22 protein-coding genes and 1 tRNA gene are annotated in these 24415 nt (G+C 38.6%); 18 read left to right on the forward strand and 5 right to left on the reverse strand.

The features are described 5' to 3' along the window. Positions 1–66 precede the first annotated feature (66 nt). The 3 genes from ACO05K_RS04900 (at position 67) to ACO05K_RS04910 (ending at position 2267) form a co-directional block, all read left to right on the forward strand. Positions 67–1035, forward strand: coding sequence for an alpha/beta fold hydrolase (locus ACO05K_RS04900; RefSeq protein ID WP_421943340.1), 969 nt, complete (start codon positions 67–69; stop codon positions 1033–1035). 135 nt (positions 1036–1170) lie between these two features. Beyond that, on the forward strand, positions 1171–1401 hold the full coding sequence (locus ACO05K_RS04905; RefSeq protein WP_421943341.1) for a DUF1348 family protein: 231 nt from the start codon (positions 1171–1173) through the stop codon (positions 1399–1401). 380 nt (positions 1402–1781) lie between these two features. Continuing rightward, positions 1782–2267 (forward strand): hypothetical protein, encoded by a 486-nt coding sequence (locus tag ACO05K_RS04910; protein ID WP_421943342.1) that lies wholly within the window; start codon positions 1782–1784, stop codon positions 2265–2267. A gap of 101 nt (positions 2268–2368) precedes the next feature. On the opposite strand, the gene ACO05K_RS04915 is transcribed toward ACO05K_RS04910, so the two are convergent. Then, entirely contained in the window at positions 2369–3130 is a 762-nt protein-coding gene (locus ACO05K_RS04915; RefSeq protein WP_421943343.1) for a nucleotidyl transferase AbiEii/AbiGii toxin family protein, read from the reverse strand. Then, positions 3130–3411: a DUF6922 domain-containing protein gene (locus ACO05K_RS04920; RefSeq protein WP_421943344.1), complete on the reverse strand. Its 282-nt coding sequence runs from the start codon at positions 3409–3411 to the stop codon at positions 3130–3132. Before ACO05K_RS04920 ends, ACO05K_RS04915 begins: the two co-directional genes overlap by 1 nt. A 444-nt stretch (positions 3412–3855) precedes the next feature. Between ACO05K_RS04920 and ACO05K_RS04925 the strand changes: the two genes are divergently transcribed. The 10 genes from ACO05K_RS04925 (at position 3856) to ACO05K_RS04970 (ending at position 14986) form a co-directional block, all read left to right on the forward strand. After that, positions 3856–4260: a single-stranded DNA-binding protein gene (locus ACO05K_RS04925; RefSeq protein ID WP_421943345.1), complete on the forward strand. Its 405-nt coding sequence runs from the start codon at positions 3856–3858 to the stop codon at positions 4258–4260. A 12-nt stretch (positions 4261–4272) separates the two neighbouring features. Then, entirely contained in the window at positions 4273–4713 is a 441-nt protein-coding gene (locus ACO05K_RS04930) for a hypothetical protein (protein WP_421943346.1), read from the forward strand. Further along, positions 4710–4901, forward strand: coding sequence for a hypothetical protein (locus ACO05K_RS04935; RefSeq protein ID WP_421943347.1), 192 nt, complete (start codon positions 4710–4712; stop codon positions 4899–4901). The genes ACO05K_RS04930 and ACO05K_RS04935 overlap by 4 nt, the downstream gene beginning before the upstream one ends. Before the next feature lie 349 nt (positions 4902–5250). Next, positions 5251–6120, forward strand: a complete 870-nt coding sequence (locus ACO05K_RS04940) for a S1 family peptidase (protein WP_421943348.1) — start codon at positions 5251–5253, stop codon at positions 6118–6120. A 41-nt stretch (positions 6121–6161) separates the two neighbouring features. Further along, on the forward strand, positions 6162–7382 hold the full coding sequence (locus tag ACO05K_RS04945; protein ID WP_421943349.1) for a hypothetical protein: 1221 nt from the start codon (positions 6162–6164) through the stop codon (positions 7380–7382). 61 nt (positions 7383–7443) lie between these two features. Continuing rightward, the gene (locus tag ACO05K_RS04950) at positions 7444–7887 is read left to right on the forward strand and encodes a hypothetical protein (protein WP_421943350.1); all 444 of its coding nucleotides are present in this window, start codon (positions 7444–7446) and stop codon (positions 7885–7887) included. 17 nt (positions 7888–7904) lie between these two features. Beyond that, positions 7905–9797 carry a DNA/RNA non-specific endonuclease gene (locus tag ACO05K_RS04955; protein WP_421943351.1) on the forward strand — a complete coding sequence of 631 codons (1893 nt, stop codon included), beginning with the start codon at positions 7905–7907 and terminating at the stop codon, positions 9795–9797. A 7-nt stretch (positions 9798–9804) separates the two neighbouring features. Beyond that, entirely contained in the window at positions 9805–10785 is a 981-nt protein-coding gene (locus ACO05K_RS04960; protein WP_421943352.1) for a trypsin-like peptidase domain-containing protein, read from the forward strand. Positions 10786–10787: 2 nt separating this feature from the next. Next, positions 10788–11861 (forward strand): SIR2 family protein, encoded by a 1074-nt coding sequence (locus tag ACO05K_RS04965; RefSeq protein WP_421943353.1) that lies wholly within the window; start codon positions 10788–10790, stop codon positions 11859–11861. After that, on the forward strand, positions 11858–14986 hold the full coding sequence (locus ACO05K_RS04970; protein ID WP_421943354.1) for a hypothetical protein: 3129 nt from the start codon (positions 11858–11860) through the stop codon (positions 14984–14986). Before ACO05K_RS04965 ends, ACO05K_RS04970 begins: the two co-directional genes overlap by 4 nt. A gap of 749 nt (positions 14987–15735) precedes the next feature. Here ACO05K_RS04970 and ACO05K_RS04975 read toward each other — a convergent pair. Further along, positions 15736–16182 carry a hypothetical protein gene (locus ACO05K_RS04975; RefSeq protein WP_421943355.1) on the reverse strand — a complete coding sequence of 149 codons (447 nt, stop codon included), beginning with the start codon at positions 16180–16182 and terminating at the stop codon, positions 15736–15738. A gap of 342 nt (positions 16183–16524) precedes the next feature. On the opposite strand from ACO05K_RS04975, the gene istA reads away from it, so the two are divergent. Further along, on the forward strand, positions 16525–18054 hold the full coding sequence (istA, locus tag ACO05K_RS04980) for an IS21 family transposase (RefSeq protein WP_238414701.1): 1530 nt from the start codon (positions 16525–16527) through the stop codon (positions 18052–18054). 18 nt (positions 18055–18072) lie between these two features. Then, positions 18073–18822, forward strand: a complete 750-nt coding sequence (gene istB, locus ACO05K_RS04985) for an IS21-like element helper ATPase IstB (protein WP_238414369.1) — start codon at positions 18073–18075, stop codon at positions 18820–18822. Positions 18823–18914: 92 nt separating this feature from the next. On the opposite strand, the gene ACO05K_RS04990 is transcribed toward istB, so the two are convergent. Together ACO05K_RS04990 and ACO05K_RS04995 are read right to left on the reverse strand one after the other, a co-directional pair. Then, entirely contained in the window at positions 18915–19616 is a 702-nt protein-coding gene (locus ACO05K_RS04990) for a phage integrase SAM-like domain-containing protein (RefSeq protein WP_421943356.1), read from the reverse strand. A 215-nt stretch (positions 19617–19831) separates the two neighbouring features. Beyond that, positions 19832–19905 (reverse strand) — tRNA-Ile (locus tag ACO05K_RS04995). Positions 19906–20205: 300 nt separating this feature from the next. Here ACO05K_RS04995 and ACO05K_RS05000 point away from each other — a divergent pair. The 3 genes from ACO05K_RS05000 to ACO05K_RS05010 are packed head-to-tail and all read left to right on the forward strand — an operon-like array spanning position 20206 to position 24378. Further along, positions 20206–21432: a Pycsar system effector family protein gene (locus tag ACO05K_RS05000; RefSeq protein ID WP_421943357.1), complete on the forward strand. Its 1227-nt coding sequence runs from the start codon at positions 20206–20208 to the stop codon at positions 21430–21432. Continuing rightward, positions 21432–23474: a polyphosphate kinase 1 gene (ppk1, locus tag ACO05K_RS05005; protein ID WP_421943358.1), complete on the forward strand. Its 2043-nt coding sequence runs from the start codon at positions 21432–21434 to the stop codon at positions 23472–23474. The genes ACO05K_RS05000 and ppk1 overlap by 1 nt, the downstream gene beginning before the upstream one ends. Before the next feature lie 10 nt (positions 23475–23484). Next, positions 23485–24378 carry an SdiA-regulated domain-containing protein gene (locus tag ACO05K_RS05010; protein WP_421943359.1) on the forward strand — a complete coding sequence of 298 codons (894 nt, stop codon included), beginning with the start codon at positions 23485–23487 and terminating at the stop codon, positions 24376–24378. The last annotated feature ends 37 nt before the right edge of the window (positions 24379–24415 follow it).

Consider the following 24415-nt stretch of genomic DNA (forward strand, 5'->3'; position numbering starts at 1 on the left):
GATTTATTAAATCATTTTAAATCGTTTTTGAAGAACAAATGTATGGCTTATTTTTGTCAAAAAGAAATGAGAAATATTAAATTCCTGACCGCTTTTGCGATCTTTATGTTAACAAATTCAATGATGTCGAAATCACAATCAAAAATCAAAACTGAGCATGGAGAATCGTGTCCCGTTACGCATTATCGTCAAATTCAAGTCCTTGGTCAAAATATCTTTTACCGCGAGGCAGGTGAAAAAGATTTTCCAGTCATATTGCTTTTACATGGTTACCCCACCTCTTCCCATATGTTTAGAAATCTGATTCCTTTACTCAGCACTAACTATCACGTCATTGCTCCGGATCTTCCAGGTTTTGGATACAGTGATGCACCAGATAGAGATAAGTTTGATTATACATTTGATAATTTGGGAAAAGTCATGCAGGGATTTATTGATGTTTTAGGATTAAAGCGTTTTGCAATTTATGTCTTCGATTACGGTGCACCTACGGGCTATAGATTAGCTTTGGCTAATCCGGAGAAAATAACGGGAATCATTTCCCAAAACGGAAATGCCTATCTGGAGGGACTTAGCGCAGGATGGAATCCAATTCAGAAATATTGGGAGAATAATACAAAGCAAAACCGGGATGCGATGAGAGCAAATTTTGTAAGCTTTGAAGCAACTAAATTCCAGTACTATGACGGTGTATCCGACCCGTCCCTGATTGCTCCTGAAACATATACGTTGGACCAGTATTTTCTTGATCGTCCTGACTCAAAAGAAAAACAACTTGATTTGTTGCTGGATTACAAATCGAACGTAGTACTTTATCCAAAATTCCAGGAATACTTTAGGAATTCCAAACCAAAACTTTTAGCAGTATGGGGCAATAAAGACCCATTCTTTTTGCCGGCAGGAGCAGAAGCGTATAAAAAAGATATTCCGGATGCGAAAGTAAAATTCTACGATACCGGTCACTTTGCATTAGAAACGCACTTGAGAGAAATAGCAAAAGAAATTTTAATCTTTTTGAAAACTTTACCCAGGTAGAAACTAAAAACGACTAAGGGTTGGCCTTTGATCAACTTACTTTTTAAATGCGCATGGGCTGCAATTCGTTGTCAGCTTTCAAGACGCTTTTTAAAAGTTGAAACTATACAATACCTATTTTATTGATTTAAAATTATGGAAAAGAGATATCCATTACCACCTTTCACATTTGAAACGGCTAAAGAAAAAATTCAAATGGCTGAAAATGCCTGGAATAGCAAGGACCCGGAAAAGGTAGCCAAAGCTTACACAGTGGAGAGTGAGTGGAGAAACAGAGATATTTTCCTCAAAGGCAGAACGGCTATCGTTGAATTTCTCTCTGAGAAGTGGGATAAAGTGGAGATTTCGGGCTGTGAAACCATATAATTTCGGAAAGTCGTGCTAGGTGGTTTCAGTAAAAAATGACCATGTCAAACCATTGATAATAAATATGTTTCAAATATTCAAAAACTTTTTGCAGTTGGTCAGCTCGCTTCGGAATTGGGTGGTCATAGCTACCGAAATCTCCATCATGTTTATCTAATAACAAAATGATACAAAACGAGTAACTTTTGAACTTAAAAGAGTGACTAACATTATGTGAATTTATAATATTTGATTAATAATCAGAGAGAAACAAAATCCCTGATTTAATACTAACCAAATAAACGTCTCTTATCGGAAAGTAGTACTTTTTGATTTGCGTGATAATTAATTATTGTCGGTTCCCAACCAATTCTGGGGTCGATCGAAATTATTATATAATTATGGCAAATTCTAAAAATCACGTATTTCTAATATTATCTGATTATGTAAGTGAAGCACTACTTCGTCTATATCATCAGATCAATGCAGCAACATCATCCTATGGATCGACATTTATCGTATACCATAATAGATCTGGGCTTCCTGAACCAAAGCTCAAAGGTTATCAAGTTTATGAATTTACAGATGCTATACTTACTGACTTTGGCTACACGTCGATCAGATCAACACTCGTTCCTGGTAGTAACCATTTTCCGATTCTTCAATTTTATGTAGATAATGCAGAATTTGACTACTATTGGTGCATTGAAGACGATGTAGTCTTTACCGGCGACTGGTCTAGTCTCTTTAACCCATTTGTAAATGATAGTAAGCACGATTTTCTCAGTAGCTATATCAAACATTATAAGGAACAAGTAAACCCAGACCTGTATTTTTGTGTGTACAAAGAAAATCTCTTATGTGAAAACATTTGGCTTGGATTATGACCTTTGAGAAACAAACACATGACCGATGGGAACTGTGTAGTTTGATTCAGAATACGGTTATCAAACATTGCTGCATTGAACTCTACCGAACGGGTTAATGGTTAATTTAAAGGCTGTATTTCTGGAAACGCTATTCCTAATTTTTTACATAGTACCCGCACTTTTCTACGGTAGCTTGATTTAGCGCTCATTAAATTTTTGCTGCCGGTCTCAACTATGATCCGGGGGTCACTATGGGCAGGTCTGTCTTTCTTAGCAATAGCATGCTCCTCAAATTTTAGAAGTAGCAAGGGATCATTCACAGGGCTTTTTTCGTCATCTTGATCAAAGATGGTTTTGTGTTCTTCTTTATTGTAAGTTTCCTGTTTTACTTTCAGATCATCTAATAATGTTTCCAAAGCAATCTCCTGGGTTAAATAATCAAGGTCATAGATATCTTTGAAACTAGCCCTGTTGGCTGCAGTCATCAGTTTAAGAAGTCCTATGTCGCGTACTGTGGCCAGCCGTGCGCCATTAACTTCTTCTACTGTGTCCAGAAAATTAGTGTTTTGAAGAATTTCTACCTTTATTGTCAACTTACCTGTTTTGATCCAAAACCGCAGGAAAATATATTGGTCGTCCCTATCGCATGGGTAGTGTAGATTTGAAATCCGTTCACCGAAGTGCTCCTGAACTTCTTCTTCTATTGCCTTATATCCACCTCTTCCAATGATACCCGAAAAAAACAGGTCTATATCTACAGATTCACGATGGTTGTAACGAATCGCCAGGTTGGTGCCTCCGCCCAGATAAGCTTCCTTAAGGCTTGTAAGCGATTGAAGTTCGATAATGGTTTCAAGCAACTCCGCGGAGACCGCTGCCATTAATACCTCGAAAAATGTTTTACGTGATACCGGCGGGCGACTAACGTACACACCGAGTTGCTAATCCGCTCTTTAGTTGCCCTCAGCTCTTTTACAATCTCGGTATGATTATAGAATTTTTCTAAGCGGCTGATATCCTCATCAAATGTTTTTTCGGTCGTGGCAAAGAGTGCCCTTGGGATAATTAAATCCTTATCTTCGTTTGCATCCAAATCAGATAGATTAACATCCCAGAAAAGATGATGTGGAAGAACTTCTGATATGTGAGTTGCCGATTTCATTTGTACAAATATATGGAATAGTATTTAATATTTATAGTAAATCAATTCTAATAAGATCTCTATTTATACTGATACTCAAACAAATTGCCTGCCAATTATCTTTTATGTATTATATTTTCTCAAGAACTTAATTTCAACCAGGAAGATAAATTAATCCTAATAATCAAAAGCATCTTATTTTTTCTTAAAGATTTTTGAAAATTAAATCTAAACATACTTTTCATTCGAAACGGATAAAAAGGCCGCGAATATCGTGTGCCCGCTCGACTGCGAGCGCATAATGGTTCCGTTTCTCTTCACCACCCTTCGGGACTTATAGCTCTGCGTCTCCCTTTTGAGCACACATGTTTCGGGACTTTCTTTTTTTCCGTTTTTTCTTTTGAAGAGATTTTTTGGAAAGGAAGGAGAGTAAGAAAATTATGTAAAACTAAAAAATTTCAAATCATGGAAATTACAGGAAGATTGACCGCAGATGCTGTGGTTAGGGTAGTAGCAGAGGATAAAAAAGTAGTAAGCTTTTCTATCGCCATTAATGATTCTTACCGCTCGAAAGGTGAAACCAAAAAAATCACTACCTTTTTTGAATGCGCTTATTGGCTAAATACAGGCATTGCCGAATACCTTAAAAAAGGGGGAATGGTTCAGCTTTACGGAAGGGTAGGTGTAAATGCATATATAGGTTCAGATAATGAGGTTCGGGCAAATTTAACCTTTAATACCTCTGAAATTAAGCTGCTTGGTGGCAGTAGAACTGCTAATAGCAATGTGGTTTCTGCTACTACTGATAGAGTTGGTGATGTTAACCCAACTGTGACAGCTAAAGGAGAAGATGACGATTTACCGTTTTAATCTGCTGTTTTTATGGATAATTTACAAACAGAGATTGATGCTTTTAAAGAAGCATTCTGTCCTTATGGTTATTTGGATGTCGACTTTGCTGTTCGGGAAGCCATATCGGCAGGTTTCGATGGGGAATGGGCATTCAAAACAATCGATGAACTGTGCGAGGATTGCGGGATTAAATACATTGATATTGACCCTTGCTTTGCGGTCATGGATTCAATTTTAAAGCATGCCCGAAATGAAATCGATAGCCTTACCCATTTTGACATCTGTAACGATGCGGATTTCTCAGTCTACGGAAATTTTATGGCTTCATATTATGAATCCAACGTTGACGATGCGGAAAATCTGACCGACACTTTGATGCTGTTTAAAGACAGCTTAGACGATTTTTCTGATTGTACCAGGTATTGGCTACTCGAAATCGGTATTGACTTAACCAAAATTCAAGAAAAATGAAAACTAATTTCTTTTCGGAAATGCAAGCCCTGCAAAGTGCAGGGGCTTGCACAATAAATATTAACATTGCCCCTGATGGATTGATGGTATTTTCATTGTTGCTGTCAAATAATACGGGCAATGAAACAGTTAAGACTTTGCTTTACGATGTTAGTCTCTTCTTCTCGTTTAACGATACGATAATGTGAAGCATCAATATCTTCGCATAGCTCTAAGTCTCTTGCACGTGCTATCTTACTGTTAGCAATATCTATTTTCTAAACAGATTTTTTTGATCCTCAATCATCAAAAATGGGGCAATAAAATAAGATTTGGTAGGACGTCCAATATTAGAAACAGATTAAAAAATACTTAAAAGTAAGTATTGATATAAAGCTCATTTATTCTGAGCTTTAACTCTAACCAAACGTCAAGAAAAACATTAAATTTTGTGGTGCATAGATGACCTATATACTACTAAGGACTAAAACTTATTTATGAATTTACCAATTTCATAAATGCCAAAGATTTTTTTATTTCAAATTTTAACGCTCTAAAGTGAATCATAAAAAATCCTGCAACTGTTCAGATCCTGAAGTTGATCTGCATGAAGCCTTTTCACAGCTTAACAATAAAGTTGATGCCCTTGCGGGACTTATCAAAGAATTGGCAAGTCCACAGCTGGAAAGCATTGCTGATGTTCCTGATTTTTCAGTGCTTGAAAAATTACAATGGATAATTGGTGGGGAAGAAGTTTTGCCCGGCACTTTTCCAAGTTGCTGTTTAGTCGGCGTCCGCTCTGATAAAGGCATGATCTGGAAATGTAGCGGGGTGCTGATAAGCAGAGAATTGGTAATAACAGCAGGTCACTGTTTTCTACCTTTCGGAGAATTTGAAGTTGCTCTGGATGTAACTTCACTTAGAAGCATCGATGAGTCGGAACGAGTAACCGTTAGCGACGCAATCCTTCACCCAAACTATAACCATAGTAGTTATTCAAATGACATCTGTCTACTAAGGCTATCCAGACCTTCGAAAACTGCGCCCGTCAATATCGCTACAACCAATGAAATTCGTGCTTCAAAGAGGATTCAGGTGGTTGGTTTTGGAAGTCATAGTAACTCAGGGAGTTTAGGTTTTGGCATAAAAAGAGAAGTCATTGTACCAATAATGAGTCTGGATAGGGAAGACGGCACTTCACTCCAGCAAGACAGCTACAAATTTGCATTTAACCCCAAAACCGAATTTGTTGCTGGTGGTCAAGGATTTGGATCCTGCTGGGGAGATAGTGGTGGTCCGGCGTATATCGAAGTAGGTGGAGAACTGAAAGTAGCAGGTATCACTTCACGTTCTGCATCGGGACAGTCCAACTGTACGAGTGGGGCAATATATATCAGGCTGGATAAATACCAGGATTTTATAGCCTAAATCAAACTTTAAAACTTATAATACCGTAATAACGAACTCCAATGAAAAGAATTTTTATTGCATTTACTGCGATCATGGTTTCCTGCAGCCTTATGGCACAAGATACGCTTAAGGCTGTCTATAAAAACGGCAGTATTGAGTTTAGCCCTAAAAAACTTTCTCTGGTAAAGGGAAAAACTTACCTGGTTGAACTAAAAGATATAAATAGTGCACATCACGTTTTTAAGTTGGAAACCAAATTTTTTGAAATTTCCACAGCTCTCCCCGAGGTTTTAAAGCCTATTGCGCCAGGCATTTCCAGTAGTGTATCCTTTAATGCTTTAGACCCAAAACTGATTAATGATTTAAATACACGCATGTTGCGACTTTACAAGATTAAAGAATTAAGCGACGAACTCCATAAAAAATCAATAGATTCCCCAAATGTCGTCTTAGCGAAAAAAATATACGCCGCTGCTGTAGCTGAATATCAGGCGCCGAATGATGAGGCTTTACGTGAAGCCGTTGGCGGGGATGTTGCGGTATTAAATGCTACTGCTGAAGCATTAAAAAGCCTCATTCCGAATTTAAAGAAGTATAATGCAGACCTGGTTTCCTCTTATGCAGTGGCAAATTCAAGAGCGGAAGAGCTGAAAAAAAATAATTATCCTGGATTTGCAGATTATATTATTGCCTCACTTAAAGCTGTGAAATTCAGAAAATCCAAAACCTTCACCGCAAATAAAGACATCACCGAACTGAAATTAATCCTGGTTGATAAATACACCAAAGACACTTTGTACAACAATACCCAGACTGCTTTTCATAAAGGAGATTTTGGCTTGAGTTTCTCAACCGGATTTTTTCATACCCGTTTCCTTTCTGATGTGCCTTACTATCTTGAAGCGCGTCCTGACGGGCAGAAAGCGGTAAAGGGGGATGAGTCTATGAAAAATGATTTATCAATTGGCGGATTCGGACACCTTTTCTACAGAGCGGACACCTGGCTGAGGATAGGCCCCGGAATTGGCCTGTCCATTTCTCCATTTGACGGGAAGACACGTTACCTGGCTGGTGGTGGGATACTTTTGGGCAGAGAGAAAATGGTTGGAATAACTTTTGGAAAAGCCTGGACAAAAGTTAAGCAACTTTCCTCTCAGGTGCAATCAGATGCAAACGGCCGATATCTGCCGGCTTCTGCCACAGCAGTGCCCACTTACGATAAACTTCATAACAGCTGGTTTTTTGGGTTGAGTTATAATATCGCCAGCACCAGAAAATAACTGAGAACTATTTTTTAACTAAATCAGTAAGCACCTTTTAATTATTAAGTAAAAAACGATTATGAGCAGACTTTATTACGAAACCCCAAAACCTAAAGGCCTAGACAAATATCTGGAAAATAAACAGGGAGGAGATAAACCAGCATCTGAATATTTAAGCAAAGTTGCAGCACTTGTACCCAGTGAAATCATTGGAGGATATCTGGCGATGATGGGCTTCGCAGAAACATTCAAAACCGATCAACAATATCCTTTTGTTATCTGGGGGATTTTCCTTTTCGGATTTATAGCTACCCCATTTTATCTCAATAAAATGGCTGAGGCGGGAAAGCCTAAAATCAAGCACATTATTGTATCCACCTTTGCTTATCTATTCTGGGTTTATATCACTTCAGGGGAAGTTTTGCAGGGAACGGTAACTGATATAGCTTACCATACCGGAATTGCATCCATATTGCTCATTGCCTTTAGCATTGTAAGTGGGTTTGTTACCCTTGATAAATAATCTTTTTAACTATAGCTATGAATATTTTTGAGACTATAAAACAGAATGATACAGCGCTTTTTACCGAATTAAGGGAACGGCTTGGCGGAGGTTATCAACTAAAGAAAGCTGGTAAATTCGGAATAGACAATAAGACTGTCATGGCCGTAATCGAAGGAAGTTCAGCTACACTCGAATCCGCCGCACCTGTAAATCCGTTTTTAGAGGCTGTAATCAAAGACTTTTACCGTCCAAGCCTGCTTATTTTAAACAATAGTTTTTCCATTGCCGAGGCGGATGAGTGGAAGAAGCGGCTGGAACCATACAGGTCGAATATCGAACAGCGTATTCCATCTGTTGGAAGAATTGAGTTTAAGTTCCATCCGCGGCTGTCCTGGGGTGGAACCGGCTTTCTGATTGAAGAAAATATTATCCTGACCAACAGGCACGTAGCTGCAGAGTTTGCTATGGAGAAGGGTAAAAAATTCGTGTTTGTCAAAAATGATTTGGGTAAACAAATTGAGGCCAGAATTGATTTCAAGGAAGAATACCGCAAGAACCAGGATGAGCATAACAGCCGAGAATTTGAAGTGGCAGAAGTCTTGTTCATGGAAATTCCGGGAAACCCTGATGTCGCATTTTTAAGGTTAAAAAAGAACAGTGGCCTGGAACCTGTACCTATTCTGGCAAAAAAGCTAACAAACGGTCAGGTTATCTCAACAGTCGGTTACCCTGCCTTTGATGGCTTCCGCAACCCTTTGAGCGCAGTAGATGCAGAACGGATTTTTGGCAATATATATGATGTGAAAAGACTCGCTCCGGGAAATGTAATGGTTGCAGACTATGACAAAAACATTTTTACCCATGATTGCACCTCACTGGGCGGGAATTCAGGTTCTCTAGTGCTCTGCGTAGAGAGTGGAAGCGTGGCGGGCTTGCATTTCGGGGGGGTATTCCATAAAGAAAACTATGCCATTCAGGCATCAACGCTTCTGGATTATGTATCCAAAAAGAAATTGCAGATAAGCATTAACAAAGACGGGGAGTCTAAAGTTGCCGAGGTGGATAAAACTGTCATAGAAGAATTTGCAGCAGAGGGAAAACCGGAAGACTATCAGAATAGAAAAGGGTACGTAGAGACTTTTCTTGGTGATAAGAATGTTGTCAAACTACCCTTTATTACTTCTGAAGCTGGAAAAAAAGTCTATTATCAAAACAAAGGGAAAAAAGATTCTGTCCTCAGATATGAGCATTTTTCAGTAGAAATGAACCAGGAAAGGAGGCTTTGTTTTTACAGCGCGGTCAATATTTTTGGCGCTTTGTGCCGCAAAACCAAAAGACCGGGATGGGCGTATGATCCAAGGATAGATGAAACATTACAGATTAGAGAGGAGTGTTACGGAAATTCACCAAAATTTTCCCGTGGACACATGACACGTAGGGAAGATCCGGCCTGGGGAGAAACTGCCCAGGCAGCCCATCTGGGAAATGCAGACTCTATGCATGTCACCAATGCTATCCCCCAGATGCAGACTTTCAATGCAGGAATCTGGCTGGAACTGGAGAACTATGCGCTACAGAACGCGAAGGGTGACGACATGAAAATAAGCGTTTTTACAGGTCCCGTTCTTGAAGAAACCGATCCTGTTCATTTTGGGATTCAGATTCCGATAGAATGCTGGAAAATTATTGTCTTCATTCATGAAAAAACTGGTAAACTTTGTGCAACAGGATACATTATGTCACAAAAAGATTTTTTGATGGGTCAGGAATTTGTATATGGTGCCTTTAAAACCTATCAAACCAGTATAACCTCAATTGAGACAAAAACCAGCCTCAAATTTGACGGATTAACAAAAATAGACCCATTTGTGGGACATGAATCTCTGGTCAGCGAATTGAAGTCTCTGGATAACATAAAATTTATATAATCAATTAATGATGTGGGATAAAAAACTTACTCAACTCAGGGATGCCTTATCCCTGATTCTACCTTTTCAGAATGCAGCGTTCAATATGGTTCGCTCAGCAGGGATAAATACTTCGGTAATAGATTTCGAAGGCGGCTCGTTAACCATGTGGACGAATATTCTCCACTATGCAATGGTCAACCGGGAGGTGAATAAACTTGTTGACAGCCTACTTGAGCACTTTCCTAATAATCCTCATTTGTTAACTTTCAGAGAGGAGAGTGTTCAGGACTATAATCCGGGACCGGATATAAAAGCTTTAAACTGGAAGGCCCAGCTTAATCCCGCTGAAAGGGAAAAAATCATGAAAAATGTGAACACCCTGCTACCCATTCGTTTTCTTACTACAGGTATCAAGGCGGCCAAGGCGGTAGCCAGGGTAAGGGTGGAAACGGATAAGGGTTCACACCTTGGCTCAGGTTTTTTAATAAAAGGAAATCTTTTCATCACCAATAATCATGTTATCGCTAATGAAATAATGGCAAAAAACGCTACTATCGATTTCGATTATGAAGAGCAAGAAGATGGTTCGGTTCTGGCACCCAGGGTTTTCAAACTGATGCCTGAGCTCTATTTCAGAACCTCGCTAAATGAAGACTGGACAGTGGTGGCCATTGATGAGGAAGCTAATGCACAATATGGCGCTTTAAAGTTGAAAAATACAAAAACAGAGAAAGGAAATTATGTCAACATAGTTCAGCATCCCGCAGGTCGTCACAAACAGATTGCACTTTACCACAATATAGTCACTTATGCGGATGAAAGTATTGTTCAGTACCTGACCGATACAGAGCCGGGTTCATCAGGAGCGCCCGTGTTTGACAGCAACTGGGAAGTGGTAGCGATTCATCAAAGTGGTGGGCTGCTTACTGAACCTGGAACTGATGGAACCATGCTGCGAAACCAGGGTATTGCGATTGGAAAAATTATAAATGCGATTCAGGATTAACTATGCTAGATAAACAGGACCGGCACAGACTCGTAGAGCTTGGTATAAAACTGATTCAGGATAAAAGTCTGCTAAATGCCTTTTTAGAACCTGCGGGGATAAAAACAAAAAACATTAACCTGAACGGTTCGCCAAAAGTCTTCTGGGAGAGCGTAGTCGAACAGGTATCCGCGCAAAATAAAGAACAAGCTTTTATCGCTGCATTACTTACTAAATTTAACGAATCTGAGCTGAAAGATTTTAAGGATAGTATTGATGCAAACTCTTTAGAAAAACAGATAGCACATATAAAGTCAATGATTGCCGGCAGGGATTGTGTTTTGTTTCTGGGGCCAGAGTTTTTAACCTGCAGGGACAGTATTTCAAGGGCTTATATTCCTTTCAATAAATACCTTTCAAAAAAACTGGCGCAGAGTCTCATGGAGGATGACATTTATTTTGAAACCAATGAGGAGGAGAATTTAAGTTATATCATCAACTGTTACGAACAGAGTCCTGGATTTTTCAATTCGATGACCGGTTACACTGCTGAAAAAATTTATACCGATGGCCGAATCATGAACAGCTTTTATCATGAGCTTTTTGAGATGGATTTCCCGCTGATTATTAATACAAACCCTGATACCATTATTCCGGATTTTTTTAAGGACCGGTGTATTCAGGGGCATTATGATCAGACCAATAATCCGGACTCGATATTTTCCATTCCTTCGGGAAACAAGAAAACCATAGTCTACAATATATTTGGGTCCTTCGCCAATCCAGCCTCTATAATGTTCACTGAAAAACAGGCCGTTGAGTTTACAAGACGGGCTTATCAGAAACAGCCCGGAATCCCAAAAGCGATAAGGGAAATGGTGGAGTCAAGTTTCGGTCTTTTTGTCGGTTTTGATTTTCTGGACTGGCATTTCAAAATCCTCTTCGATGTGCTGGATTTAAAGCATAAGCCGGGTAATTATTCTATTACTGAATACAATACTCTTGTAGAGGAAAGGCACAAAGCATACTATCAAAGAGAATACAATATGCGTTTTCTAACCAATGACATTGGGGATCTATTAACTTCTTTAAAATGAATCAAAAAGACAGGTTTCCGGGGCTACGCTCCTTTGAGGCTAATGATGCAGAAATATTTTTTGGCAGGGAATCCGAAATGCAGCAGCTCGAATCTCTGGTGCTGGCAAACAGACATATCATATTACTCGGTCCCTCAGGTGTAGGAAAAAGCTCACTTTTAAATACCGCTTTTACGAAGTGCAAGCGGTTGATAAGCAGAGAGCCACTTAGGATTCGTTTTACCAATCAGCATCTGGAAGGGAACAGGGAGGCTGGTAAACTGGTTCATCTTCAGATTATTGAATCTGCTTTAAAAAAGTTCTTTTTATCACAGGGCATAAATTTTATTCCACCTGTTATCTCAGCACAGAATCCGCCTCCACGTTTGTGGGAATATTTAAAGCTGGCAGATACATATTTCGAGGGTATTAACCCAGGCAGGACCCTGGTTTTGATTTTCGATCAGTTTGAAGAATTTTTCAGTCATTTTCCTCTTGAACAAAATGAGTTTATGCGGCAGCTTGCAGAAGTCTGCCATAGCCAGTTGCCCGTCCGAATCCTTCGAAGAGCCAGTGAACTCAGTGCAGCTGAACGGCAGGAGGCTGGAAACACATTGCTCAGTCAGCCCAAAACAAGTCTGATATTTTCCATTCGCTCGGATCGTTATTTTTTACTTAAAAGTCTTTCAAAGTTTATTCCGAGTATTTTTGATAACCAGCTTGAACTAAAGTTTTTTAATAGAGAAAATGCTTTTGAGGCCATAACAGGCCCTTGCAGGTTAGCTAATGACGATTATATATATGCTTCTCCTCCCATACTTATAAGCGGGGATGTTTTGAATAAAATTATTGAAGGACTAATCAGCGCCAGTACGTCGGAAGTCGACTGTTCACTTTTGCAAATTGTCTGTTTTTTTATAGAAGCGAAAGTCCGGCAGGAAGTATCTCTTCATAAGTTGAGCCTGAATGAAAATTTTGTTTTTAATCAGGATTTGTTTGATAAGGGTATTAACATGGATAACATCATGGATGCCTTTTATGAAATCCAAACCTCAAAACTCGGGTCAGAGAAACAGGTCAACAGACTAAGAGTTGTACTCGAGGATCATTTTGTAAATGATGGGGAGCGGATCATACTGACTAAAAAGCAACTCTCCAAATTGCTCAGCAATGAGGAATTGATAGATGTGCTGGTGAATTCCAGGTTGCTAAGAAGGGAACACCTGCCGGGAAGGGACACTTTCGAACTTAGCCATGATAAACTCGTTCCTTCCATCCAGAAGTCTAAAGAGCTTCGTTTGGAACGCATGAAGTTTGTGAGGGAACAGCGGGAACTGCAGGAAGAACAAATAAAACAACAGAGAGACCTGGAAAAGGAGAGAAGACTTCGACATGAGGCTACCCAGGCCAGAATTAAGGCGGTCAGGACCAGTTATTATCTGAAGATTGCCCTGATAGGATGTATCTTGTTTATTATTGTTGCTGCATTACTTTATAACCGGGTTCATAGGGCTATCAATGATAATATTGAGAGTTCGGCAAGTGAATATTTCGGTCAGAATAACCACGCGGTTGCCTTCCGTCTCTGGGATCATTATTCACACCAGACCCTTTATAACGATAAAAAGGATACTATTTTTTCCCTGATGAAAAATGTTCTTTTTTATGATATTGCAGGAGGAGATAAACTAAACTTGCTGGACAGCGCGCGCTTTGCGGTACACCAAAAAGACAACAGCATTAATGTCTGGACGCTTATTGATGAGGGTAGCAAACTGATAACCAGGCCGCTTGAAAATGCATTAAATATGATGATAAGCGAGCGTGGTGATTACCTGGCTTTCCGTAATTCACTAAATGGGAGTGTCATGATTTATGATCTTGAATCGGATTTGCTTGATACTATCCCGGATTCCAGGGTAGAGGTTTTTTCCATCAAAAGAAATGCTCAGCGTTTAGCTTCTTCAGATCAGGTGCCGGTCGATTATAAAATGGGCTTTTTAAAACAGACTGAGCTGATTTCCTATCAGAATGCAAAAGGCTATACTTACTTGTATAATTATAAAAACAAGACCAAAACCCGGGTAGATATGCTCGATAGGGAGAAATATATCCTTCAAAACATAACTTTTTCTCCTGGAGGGCGTTTTTTTTCGGTGCTTGAGCAGGGCGGGGGACTTCATCTCTACCAATGGCTGACCAATGAATCACCTAAGCAAATCCGCTACATAAGTACGCTGCGAAGGCTATTTGCTTCCTCACTGCAGGATACCCTGGTTTACCTTTCAGACGATAACAGCCTCGTTCTGGATCCCATCCTTTCTGATGCCCGGCATCAGCCAAAAGTTATCTTTAAAAAATTGAGGGCAATGAGTGTATCTCCTGACGGAACTAAAGTGCTGGTGCTGACTATGGCAAACAAACTGGTCGTCTATAATCTTAACACCAAAAGTGTTAATGATAAAATTAACAGTAGTGATTTACTCGAACGTTTACCTAAAAATGCTGAAATCAAGAACATCATCAAATGGACAGACAACGGAAACCGTTTTAGCTTCAGGGCAAGACATGGCAGGATTATCCTGCAGGATTTGCTTAGAAGCCAGCCAATGGTCGTTTGTGATGAAAATCTGAATTGCAACAAGCTCACAACTGCTGACGGCTACCGTTATGTTATCTCAGAAAACGGACAAAAGGCTGCCTATATCAATAAAGCGGGATGGCTACTCTTTAAAGATATTATCAGAAATAAAATTGTGGACTCTGTCAGATTAATGGCTGATAGTATTGCCAAAGGCAAAAGCACCAAAGTGCTTTTGACCGCTTACAATTTAGATGAGGTACTCAAATTTAATGCCGATGGTACAGAGCTCGCTTACCTGAAAGGTTTTTTTGATACGCAGACCGAACTGATAATTTATAACTTCAAAACCGGAAAAACCCGGCTGGTGAACAGGAGTACAAAAAAACTGGGGGATAACTTTGATAAGAAGTTTATTCAGACAGTTAATGATTATAATTCCAGTGGAGGTTTAATATTTCTGAACGATAAGAAAAGAAGTGTGGGTTATTACCGTAACTTATTCCCTGAACTTACTGCCAAGCAGAAAAAGAAGCTTGGTATTGATTTATTTCAGTTTTTTTGATTAGTATAGGGGAATACAGAGCTTTAAATTGATAAAGCAGATGAACTGGACATGGAAGGTGTAGCTGATTTAAAGATGGCTGAAAGATAGAAATAACATAAACGGAAAAAGCTTCACATTTTACGAAGCTTTTTTCGATCCCCCGATGAAGACTATACCGGAACGGGCGAATGTTCTATGCAACAACGCGGGTTATTGTATTAAATGTGCAATAGGTTAAATTATTGCATGATATATGCAACAAATGGATATTTAATAAAATTGTTAAGTTGATGATTTAACTCTATCTTGAATGTTCGAAAATAAAGACAATTATGGCCTTTTATACTGTAAGGGAAAAATTTAGGATTTACAAGGTGAGAAATCCGCTGAACCGAGGTTCCGTAAAGAACTCTCAAAGAGATGTTAGCAAAATTCGATAGGGGCCACATTCTCGACAGGAGATTATGGGGATATCAGGTCCTGCGTGAATTACTATGTGGTCAACTTTGAAAAAATCTGCCTTTTTGGCTGCCAAATTTCAATTTAAATTAACGATTCGACTTCATGTTATCATACTAATCTAAGTATATAGAGGTTCAATCGAAAGAATATCATTTCAACTAAAAGAGATGTTTTGTGACAGTATGAGTCAGATAATAAAGAACTGTATTATAGGCGTTATAAATAAAAATTGATTTTGCCAGATACCATCTATAATTGATCGAACCCAAATCGATATTAAGAACCATAATTCTTGAAATAGGGAATTACTTTGAGGTTTGATTTAGTAATTCAACAACATCAGCTTGAATTTTATCTATCAGACTCCAGTCCTGGGCAATATATGTATCAGTAACCGTTCTATCTGTTTGATTTAAAGCCTCAGCAACGTCATCTTTTGAATAACCACATTTTCTACGTGCCCAAGTACCAACGCAATGACGGATATCATAAAAATCTATTCCAGGAATTCCTGTAATTTTACTGACTTCCTTGAGGCCCTGATCTAATGCTGCATTTAATCCCTGTGCATTAGAATATCTTAGTTGAAGCTTACCTGCATATTTTTCGAGTAGTGGGCTTGCTTCCTTTATAACTTTAACACTAAAATATGCCTTGTCCTTCCTCTTTCCTCGCGTTTTTGCTCTATTGTAGTTTATTCTTTTGCCTAGAGCTTCTGGATTAGGTAACTCATAAAGGTCGGCTGCATTCATTCCTAGTAAATAAAAAGATAGCATGCAGAGGTCACGTGCCAGTTCCGCCCTTGATTCTGGTAGTGTGATGCAGTCTCTTATCTTGCGGATTTCTTCGATAGGTCTATCTCGATGTGCAGTTATAGGAGGGGTGCCAACTTTATACTTTTTAAATGGATAGTGTGGAGATTTCGCTGAAATTGACCACCCCGTTTCGGTTTAAACTGACCACCTGTTCCGCGGGAAACTGACCACCGGATTTCGGACCAAATTGACCAGTCCGAACGATCGGCAAATGCTATAGATACAAGTCTATTTTTGGGATATACATAATTCCCGAAGATGGCAAATACCACTATTAGCATGAGCAAGATAAGACAGATTCTCAGAATGTACAGCCAGGGGCGAAGCAAGCTTTCCATAGCGACCCAGGTCGGTGTTTCCCGCAATACAGCAAAAAGATACTTCAGTGCGTTTGATTCCGGTGGGTGTACATTTGAACAGATAAATGCACTTAATGACAAGGAGCTTGAGGATTTTTTTGGAAAGAGCCGGGAACGGGCACCCGATAGCCGTCTTTTAACTTTACAACGTTGTTTTCCTGGTATTGACAAAGAACTTAAACGCACTGGGGTAACCCGTGTGATGCTCTGGGAAGCTTATCTAAAGGAATTTCCCAATGGCTTTCATTACACGCAGTTCTGCTTCTATTATAACCAGTGGAAGTCCCGTGTGAACCCGGTGATGCACCTTGACCACAAGGCGGGCGATAAACTCTTTGTTGATTTTGCCGGACAGAAACTCTCCATTGTTGACCAGGAAACCGGTGAGGTGATTGATGTCGAGGTGTTCGTTGCCATCCTTGGTGCCAGCCAGCTTACCTATGTGGAGGCCGTACTCACACAACAGAAAGAAGACTTTATATCTGCGTGCGAGAATACATTCCATTATATTGGTGGGGTCTCAGCGGCCATTGTTCCCGATAACCTCAAGGCAGCGGTAACCAAGAGCAACAAATACGAGCCTACCCTGAACGAGACCTTTGCGGATTTTGCCGACCATTACGGAACAACTATTCTGCCTGCACGGGCATACCGCCCAAGGGACAAGGCGCTTGTAGAAGGGGCTGTCAAGATCGCCTATAGCCGGATCTATGCGCCGTTGAGAAAACATGTCTTCCACTCCCTTACAGAATTGAACGCCGCGATACTTGTGGCGCTTGAGGTGCACAATAGCCAGCCACTTAAGGGAAGAAACTATAGCAGGCGCCTCCAGTTCGAGGAAATTGAGCGGGAGGCACTCAATCCCTTGCCAGTACTGAAATACGAGTTCAAGAAACAGCACCATGCAACGGTGATGAAGAACGGACACGTCAATCTTGGTCCCGACAAGCATTATTATAGCGTCCCTTTTCGTTTTATAGGTAAAAAGGTCAAGATACTCTACTCCCGGTCAAATGTGGAGATCTTCTATCACTATGAGCGCATAGCGATGCATAAGCGGATTAAAAGCCCCTATAGTTACACCACCGATAAGGACCATATGGCCACTACCCATAAGTTCGTGACGGACTGGACACCGGACCGTTTTCTGGAGTGGGCATCCAGCATAGATGAGGATGTCAGGCTTTATATCCTCAAGATACTCGACAGAAAACAGCATCCTGAGCAGGCTTATAAATCATGCGTGGGCATATTAAGCTTTGCGAAGAAGGCTGGGAACCAGCGGCTGATCAATGCCTGCAGACGGGCCCTTGGCTTTGGGATATACAGTTATAAAACCATACAGACCATACTTGAGCGCAACCTTGACCAGTATGAGGAAAGCCTGTTCGCCGATGAACTGCCAATGCCATCCCATGACAACATCCGTGGGGGCGATTACTACAAATAACCTTAAAACCATATAAAGATGAATACGAATACACTTGACAAAATGCGAAGGCTGAAGTTCTACGGAATGTTCCATGCCTTCAAGAGCAGTATTGAAACCGGGCAGACCACAGAGTATACCGCTGATGAGCTGTTGGCCCATCTAATAGAGGCTGAATGGGATGACAGGCAAAACCGAAAGATTGAACGCCAGATCCTTTATGCCAGGTTCCGTTACAAGGCATCTATCGAGGATCTGCATTATCATGTAGAAAGAAGTATTGACAGGAACCAGATTATGAGATTGGCGGACTGTACCTTCATCGACAGGTTTGAAAACCTGCTCATAACAGGAAGTACTGGGATAGGAAAAAGTTATCTTGCCTCAGCAATCGGTTATCAGGCATGTATGCTCGGTTACAGGGTTCTGTATGGAAGTACACCAAAGCTGTTCGCAAAGTTAAAGATGGCAAAGGCTGACGGATCTTATATCAAAGAGGTCTCACGTATTGAAAAACAACAGCTTCTGATACTGGACGATTTCGGGATACAGCCATTTGACTCACAAAGTAGGGCTGCCCTTATGGAGATCATTGAGGATAGGCATGGTAAGACATCTCTTATTATAACATCACAGCTGCCGGTAAGTAAATGGCATGAGGTAATTGGAGAAAAAACGATTGCAGATGCAATCTTGGACAGGATTGTTCACGATGCCCACAGGATAGAACTCAAGGGCGAATCGATGCGCAAGAAAAGAACCGTTGCTCCCGAAAATACCTATCTGTAAAAATTACTTTTAAATCATTACTTTTGACATCATACCTATAGCATCTGCTGCACTCGTTCGCCAGCAATTCAGGTGGTCAGTTTGCCACGGAATCACATGGTCAGTTTCTCCGAAATATACAGATAGTGCATGATTTTCATAATTCCTAAATCTTCATCATTATATAGGTTTCGTGCTTCATTGAATAACAAGCGTAAATCCCTCATATGATTATGAAGACCCGAATCGGAGAGTCCTTTCTGTGAATACGTTCTTAATTCTGCACCATTGTTATTTCTCGTTAAAATTCTATCACTTCGCAGATAGTCCTCGTACTTAATCAGAAAGTTATAATTTATTTCAGTTATTGGAATTTTTTCGGATCTAAAATAATCTAGTAAGCTGTTTCTGACTGTAGCCAAGGTTTTGGCACTGCTCGCTTTTGGTGAATTTAGTTTTTGTTCAATAAACTCATTGCAGAATTTTAGGAAATCAATAACGCTGTTCTCAACAGGTGCATCTAATTGTAAAAGTTTTTCCTTAATCTGTTTTGACTCTAAGTGAGCGAGTTTGTCAAAATTATCGCTAACCCAATCCCTATATTTTTTTAGTTGAGGAGCTATGCGGTCAATGATGAAAGTATCCTTCAAAACTAAAGTTTTACTATCCTTCTTTTTTGAGAGCTGTTTTTCTGTAACGTAATGCACTGTTTCAATATAAGCTGGTTTTCCATTAAACCATATTCTTATCTTGACATTCCAAGTGCCGTCTTTTTTTTTATCAGATGTGATAATTGTAGATGAAATTGTGATCATAACAGGTCTTATTTTTCTTAAGTATTTCTTAAGCGAGCAAGATTTATTGGTGTTTTTCTTAAGTATTTCTTAAGCGGTTCATACTAAGTTAAGCAAAAAAAAGTGTTGAACCTAACTAGCATATCTAAATGATATCACGAATAAATGTGCATTGAATGCGTGTTTAAGGCATAAAAAAGCCCCTTGAGTGGGTTTCAAGAGGCGATTTTTGTTTGTGGGCCCAGCTGGGCTCGAACCAGCGACCAAAAGATTATGAGTCTTCTACTCTAACCAACTGAGCTATAGGCCCTGAAAAAACGTGTTGTTTTTTGCGAGTGCAATGTTACAAATTTGCATTCAATTTTCGAAAAAGTTTTTTACTAATTTTTTGCTAAATAATTTTTTTAATTCATTTTCAGCTAATTGCTGTTTTTAAAAAACAATAAAGCCTAAAGAATGATTATGCATAATGTAAAATAAATGTACATTTTATATACTTATTTATTGTAAAACTAATTATTGTGAAAATTAGCTTAATTTTATACTAATAAGTTTAACTCAAATACAGCGTTTAGCTTTACATTACAGATTTAATTTTTAGCATCACCTCATGGATTATAAGCAACTACAAATTGATGTAGAAAAGCATATTAACGATTATTTTAATACCCATCATGATGACAGGCTGGTTTACCACAACCTTCAACATACGCACAGTGTTGTAAAAGCAGCACAGCAAATCGCAAATCATTATCAGTTAAATGATGAAGATTTTTTCATCGTTACAGCTGCGGCCTGGTTTCATGATACTGGTTATTTTGAAGATAACTTACATCATGAAGTTAAAGGAGCAGAACTTGCCAATAATTTTCTGGAAACTGAAGGTGTGAACGAAGAATTGCGCCAAAAGGTATCGAGTGCAATTCTAAGTACAAAAATCCCTCAAAAACCAACAAATTTAATAGAGAATATTTTATGCGATGCGGATTTGTTTCACTTAGGCTCTGAAGATTTTAGGCAAAAAGGAAAACTGATGCATAAGGAAGCCGAACTGATTTATAATAAGGATATCAGCAAAAAAGATTGGCGAATTGACGACATTAGGTTTTTAGAATCTCATCAATACCATACCGATTATGCAAAGTTGCTTCTGAATGATCAGAAACAGCGTAACATCGATAAAATTAAAAATAAGCTATCCGAGCAATCTACTCAGATAAATTTTGTAGAGCCAACTTTGCACACAAATTTATCACAAGAAATAGACCAGCCAAAAGATAAAAAGAAAGGCAAAAAAGATGATAGACCTGATAAAGGTATTGAAACCATGTTCAGGATTACTTCTGCGAATAATCAAAGATTAAGTGATATGGCAGATAATAAAGCACATATCCTGATTACGGTTAATTCCATTATGCTTTCTTTAATTGTAAGTTTGCTTTTAAGAAGACTGGAAGACCATGGAAACTTAATTATTCCAACCTTTATTTTGCTAATTGTAAGTTTAACCTGTGTAGTAGTTTCTATATTATCAACGCGTCCATCTATTCCTCCGGGTGTTTTTACACCAGAAGAAATGGAACAGAAAAAAGTAAACCTGCTCTTTTTTGGTAATTTCTATAAAATGTCGTTACCAGATTATACAGATGGAATGGTTAAAGTAATGAATGATAAGGATTTTCTGTATGGAACCTTAATAACAGATGTATATTCGCAAGGGGTAGTTTTAGGGAGAAAGTATAAGCTGATTCGCCTGGCTTACAATATTTTTATGTTTGGCTTAATTGCTGCGGTTCTGGCTTTTGTAGTTGCTTACGCTGCATACGGTAAACTTTAATGGAAACAACAGTTAAAAGCGAATTGTTCAACAGAGATTTAAGCTGGCTTAAATTTAACGAACGCATTTTAATGGAGGCAGAGCGTGAAAGCGTTCCGCTTTTAGAAAGAATTAAGTTTCTATCCATATTTTCTTCAAACCTTGATGAATTTTACCGGGTAAGAATGCCTGTTTTGCTGGCTTTGGAAAAATTAAGTAATAAAGAAGATAGTGATATTCACATCAATGCCGATTTAGTTAAAACCGCCAATAAACTAATTTCAGAACAGCAGCAAAGGTACGGTAAGACACTTCAGTTGGATATTATTCCAAAACTTCAGGAAAATAAGATAGAACTGGTTTATGGGCATCATTTTTCTGCAGAGATTGAAAATGAAATCCGTAGGTATTTTTTAAGTCAGGTTTTAGCGTTTTTACAGCCTGTTTCTGTGCATGAGGAAACTAATTTTTTTCCATCAAATAACGAATTATATTTTTTAGTTACAACGAAAGAGGATGGTGTACATAAAGCATATATATTAAATATACCTTCTGATGAATTGCCACGTTTTTACAAAATCGATAAAAAAGATAAAACATTTATTGTTTTTTTAGATGATATTGTTCGTTTTCATCTTGATGTTGTTTTTAAAGATGTGGAAGTCACCGGCTGTTTTAGCTTTAAAATTACCAGAGATGCGGAGATTGATTTAAAGGATGAATATTCGGGAAGTTTATCAGAGCAACTGGAAGTTCAGCTGTCTAAACGCGATAATGGCTTGGCCACACGTTTTCTTCATCAGCCAGGCATTCCAAAACACGTAATTGCTTTACTCAAAAAACTTTTCAACCTAAAAAAAGCTAATCTGGTAGAGGGCGGACAATATCATAATCTGAAGGATTTAATGTCTTTTCCGGTTAAAAATGCAGAATTATCCAATAAATCCTGGCCAAAAATCTGCAATTCTGATTTGGTTGAAGGTTCCCTTATAGATGCCATAAATCAAAAAGACATTATCATCCATACGCCCTATCAAAGTTATGATACGGTACTCCGGTTTTTCAACGAAGCTGCAATTGATAAGGATGTTAAAGAAATATACCTGACCATTTATCGTGTTGCAACGGATTCGAAAATTATAAATGCCTTAATCAGCGCTGCTAAAAACGGCAAAAAGGTTTTTGTTTTGGTTGAGTTAAAGGCCCGTTTCGATGAAGCGAATAATATCAAATGGGCTAAAAAAATGAAAGCCCAGGGCGTAGAAATTGTTTATAGTGTTACCGCTTTGAAAGTTCATGCAAAAATTGCTCTGGTAAAAAAACAAGTTGGCGATAGAATGCATTATACCGGTTTGCTTGCCACAGGCAATTTTAATGAAAGTACGGCTGCATTTTATACTGATCATATTTTAATGACCGCCAATAAAGATATTTTACGGGAGATAGAGCTCTTGTTTATATTTTTGGCAAAAAGGGTTAAGCCTGAAAAAACCGAGCCGATAAATTTTGAGCACATTCTGGTTGCGCAATTTAATCTTCAGCAAAAATTCTTAAGCCTAATCGATAGAGAAATTGAATATGCAAAGGCAGGTAAAGATGCATCTATAACCATAAAACTCAATAATCTGGAAGAAAAGACTTTGATTAACAAATTGTACGAAGCATCGCAAGCCGGAGTAAAAATTACAATGTTTGTTAGAAGTATTTGCAGGTTGATTGCCGGTGTTGAAGGCATGAGTGAAAACATTACGATTACCAGAATTGTAGATAGATATCTGGAGCATGGACGTGTATTCATCTTTAATAATTTAGGCAAACAAGATGTTTATTTAGGTTCGGCCGACTGGATGAACAGAAATATCTACAGGAGAATTGAAGTTTGTTTTCCAATTTATGATGAGGCCATAAAAGCAGAAATTCTTCAAATCATCAACATTCAAAAACAAGATAATTTACAGGCTGTAATTATCGATGAAGAGATGAATAATATCCCGGTTAAAAAGGATGGAACACTTATTGCGTCTCAATCTGAAATCTATAAGTTTTTAAAAAATCAATCTTAATTTTTATCCAATGAGAAATTATAAATATACCTTACTATCATTTTTTGCTGCATTTTCAGTTGCTTTTTTTTGTATTTCATGCGTAAACGAAAAACATAACGATGCTGAAACTGCATCAGAAACCGAACAGCCAAAAACTGATTTTCCGTACGATTTAGCTAACCCGATAAAACATAATATGCCACAAAGCTTGTTCGAAATTTCGGGCATTGTGTTTAATAATGGCGACCCTAAACAAGTTTATGCCATTCAGGATGAAGATGGAGATTTGTTTTATTTGGGCCTGGATGATAAAGAAGCGAAGTTTACAAAATTTGGCGGTAAAGGAGATTACGAAGATTTAGCCATACTTAAAAATCAGTTCATCGTTTTAAAAAGCAATGGTGAACTGCATATCTTTCCATTATCTGAAATCAGCAAGCCGGAGGTTGCTAATGTGAAAAAGGTTAAAGATTTACTACCTAAAGCAGAATATGAAGGTATTGCTGCCGATGGAGATAAACTTTATGTTTTAACTAAAAATAGCAAAACTGATGATAAAAATAAAGCAACCAGCGTTTACGCATTTACAATGAGTGATGATGGTTCTTTAAAAGCTGATGGAGAATTTGCTTTGCCTTACAAAGATATTGCAGCATTATCTGGCGCTAAAAAAGGAAATTTTAAACCTTCGGCATTGGCTAAAAATAAAAATACTAACGAATGGTATATTTTATCATCCATAAATAAAATGATTCTTATTACCGATGCAAGTTTTAAAATAAAGAACTTTATTTCGTTAAAAGGTGGTAATTTTAATCAACCAGAAGGAATTGCGTTTGACACGGATAATACTTTATATATTTCTAATGAGGGTGGAACTTTATCTGCCGGAAATATCCTTGAATTTAAATTAAAGAAATAACCGTTTGGCTGCTTTCCTAACTACAAAGCAGCCTGGT

Source organism: Pedobacter sp. (assembly GCF_965227205.1).
Lineage (GTDB): Bacteria > Bacteroidota > Bacteroidia > Sphingobacteriales > Sphingobacteriaceae > Pedobacter.

Coding starts and splice junctions, on each gene's coding strand:
- ACO05K_RS04900 (WP_421943340.1), top strand. CDS start 67: ATGAGAAATATTAAATTCCTGACCGCTTTTGCGATCTTTATGTTAACA.
- ACO05K_RS04905 (WP_421943341.1), top strand. CDS start 1,171: ATGGAAAAGAGATATCCATTACCACCTTTCACATTTGAAACGGCTAAA.
- ACO05K_RS04910 (WP_421943342.1), top strand. CDS start 1,782: ATGGCAAATTCTAAAAATCACGTATTTCTAATATTATCTGATTATGTA.
- ACO05K_RS04915 (WP_421943343.1), bottom strand. CDS start 3,130: ATGGCAGCGGTCTCCGCGGAGTTGCTTGAAACCATTATCGAACTTCAA.
- ACO05K_RS04920 (WP_421943344.1), bottom strand. CDS start 3,411: ATGAAATCGGCAACTCACATATCAGAAGTTCTTCCACATCATCTTTTC.
- ACO05K_RS04925 (WP_421943345.1), top strand. CDS start 3,856: ATGGAAATTACAGGAAGATTGACCGCAGATGCTGTGGTTAGGGTAGTA.
- ACO05K_RS04930 (WP_421943346.1), top strand. CDS start 4,273: ATGGATAATTTACAAACAGAGATTGATGCTTTTAAAGAAGCATTCTGT.
- ACO05K_RS04935 (WP_421943347.1), top strand. CDS start 4,710: ATGAAAACTAATTTCTTTTCGGAAATGCAAGCCCTGCAAAGTGCAGGG.
- ACO05K_RS04945 (WP_421943349.1), top strand. CDS start 6,162: ATGAAAAGAATTTTTATTGCATTTACTGCGATCATGGTTTCCTGCAGC.
- ACO05K_RS04950 (WP_421943350.1), top strand. CDS start 7,444: ATGAGCAGACTTTATTACGAAACCCCAAAACCTAAAGGCCTAGACAAA.
- ACO05K_RS04955 (WP_421943351.1), top strand. CDS start 7,905: ATGAATATTTTTGAGACTATAAAACAGAATGATACAGCGCTTTTTACC.
- ACO05K_RS04960 (WP_421943352.1), top strand. CDS start 9,805: ATGATGTGGGATAAAAAACTTACTCAACTCAGGGATGCCTTATCCCTG.
- ACO05K_RS04965 (WP_421943353.1), top strand. CDS start 10,788: ATGCTAGATAAACAGGACCGGCACAGACTCGTAGAGCTTGGTATAAAA.
- ACO05K_RS04970 (WP_421943354.1), top strand. CDS start 11,858: ATGAATCAAAAAGACAGGTTTCCGGGGCTACGCTCCTTTGAGGCTAAT.
- ACO05K_RS04975 (WP_421943355.1), bottom strand. CDS start 16,182: ATGAATGCAGCCGACCTTTATGAGTTACCTAATCCAGAAGCTCTAGGC.
- istA (WP_238414701.1), top strand. CDS start 16,525: ATGAGCAAGATAAGACAGATTCTCAGAATGTACAGCCAGGGGCGAAGC.
- istB (WP_238414369.1), top strand. CDS start 18,073: ATGAATACGAATACACTTGACAAAATGCGAAGGCTGAAGTTCTACGGA.
- ACO05K_RS04990 (WP_421943356.1), bottom strand. CDS start 19,616: ATGATCACAATTTCATCTACAATTATCACATCTGATAAAAAAAAAGAC.
- ACO05K_RS05000 (WP_421943357.1), top strand. CDS start 20,206: ATGGATTATAAGCAACTACAAATTGATGTAGAAAAGCATATTAACGAT.
- ppk1 (WP_421943358.1), top strand. CDS start 21,432: ATGGAAACAACAGTTAAAAGCGAATTGTTCAACAGAGATTTAAGCTGG.
- ACO05K_RS05010 (WP_421943359.1), top strand. CDS start 23,485: ATGAGAAATTATAAATATACCTTACTATCATTTTTTGCTGCATTTTCA.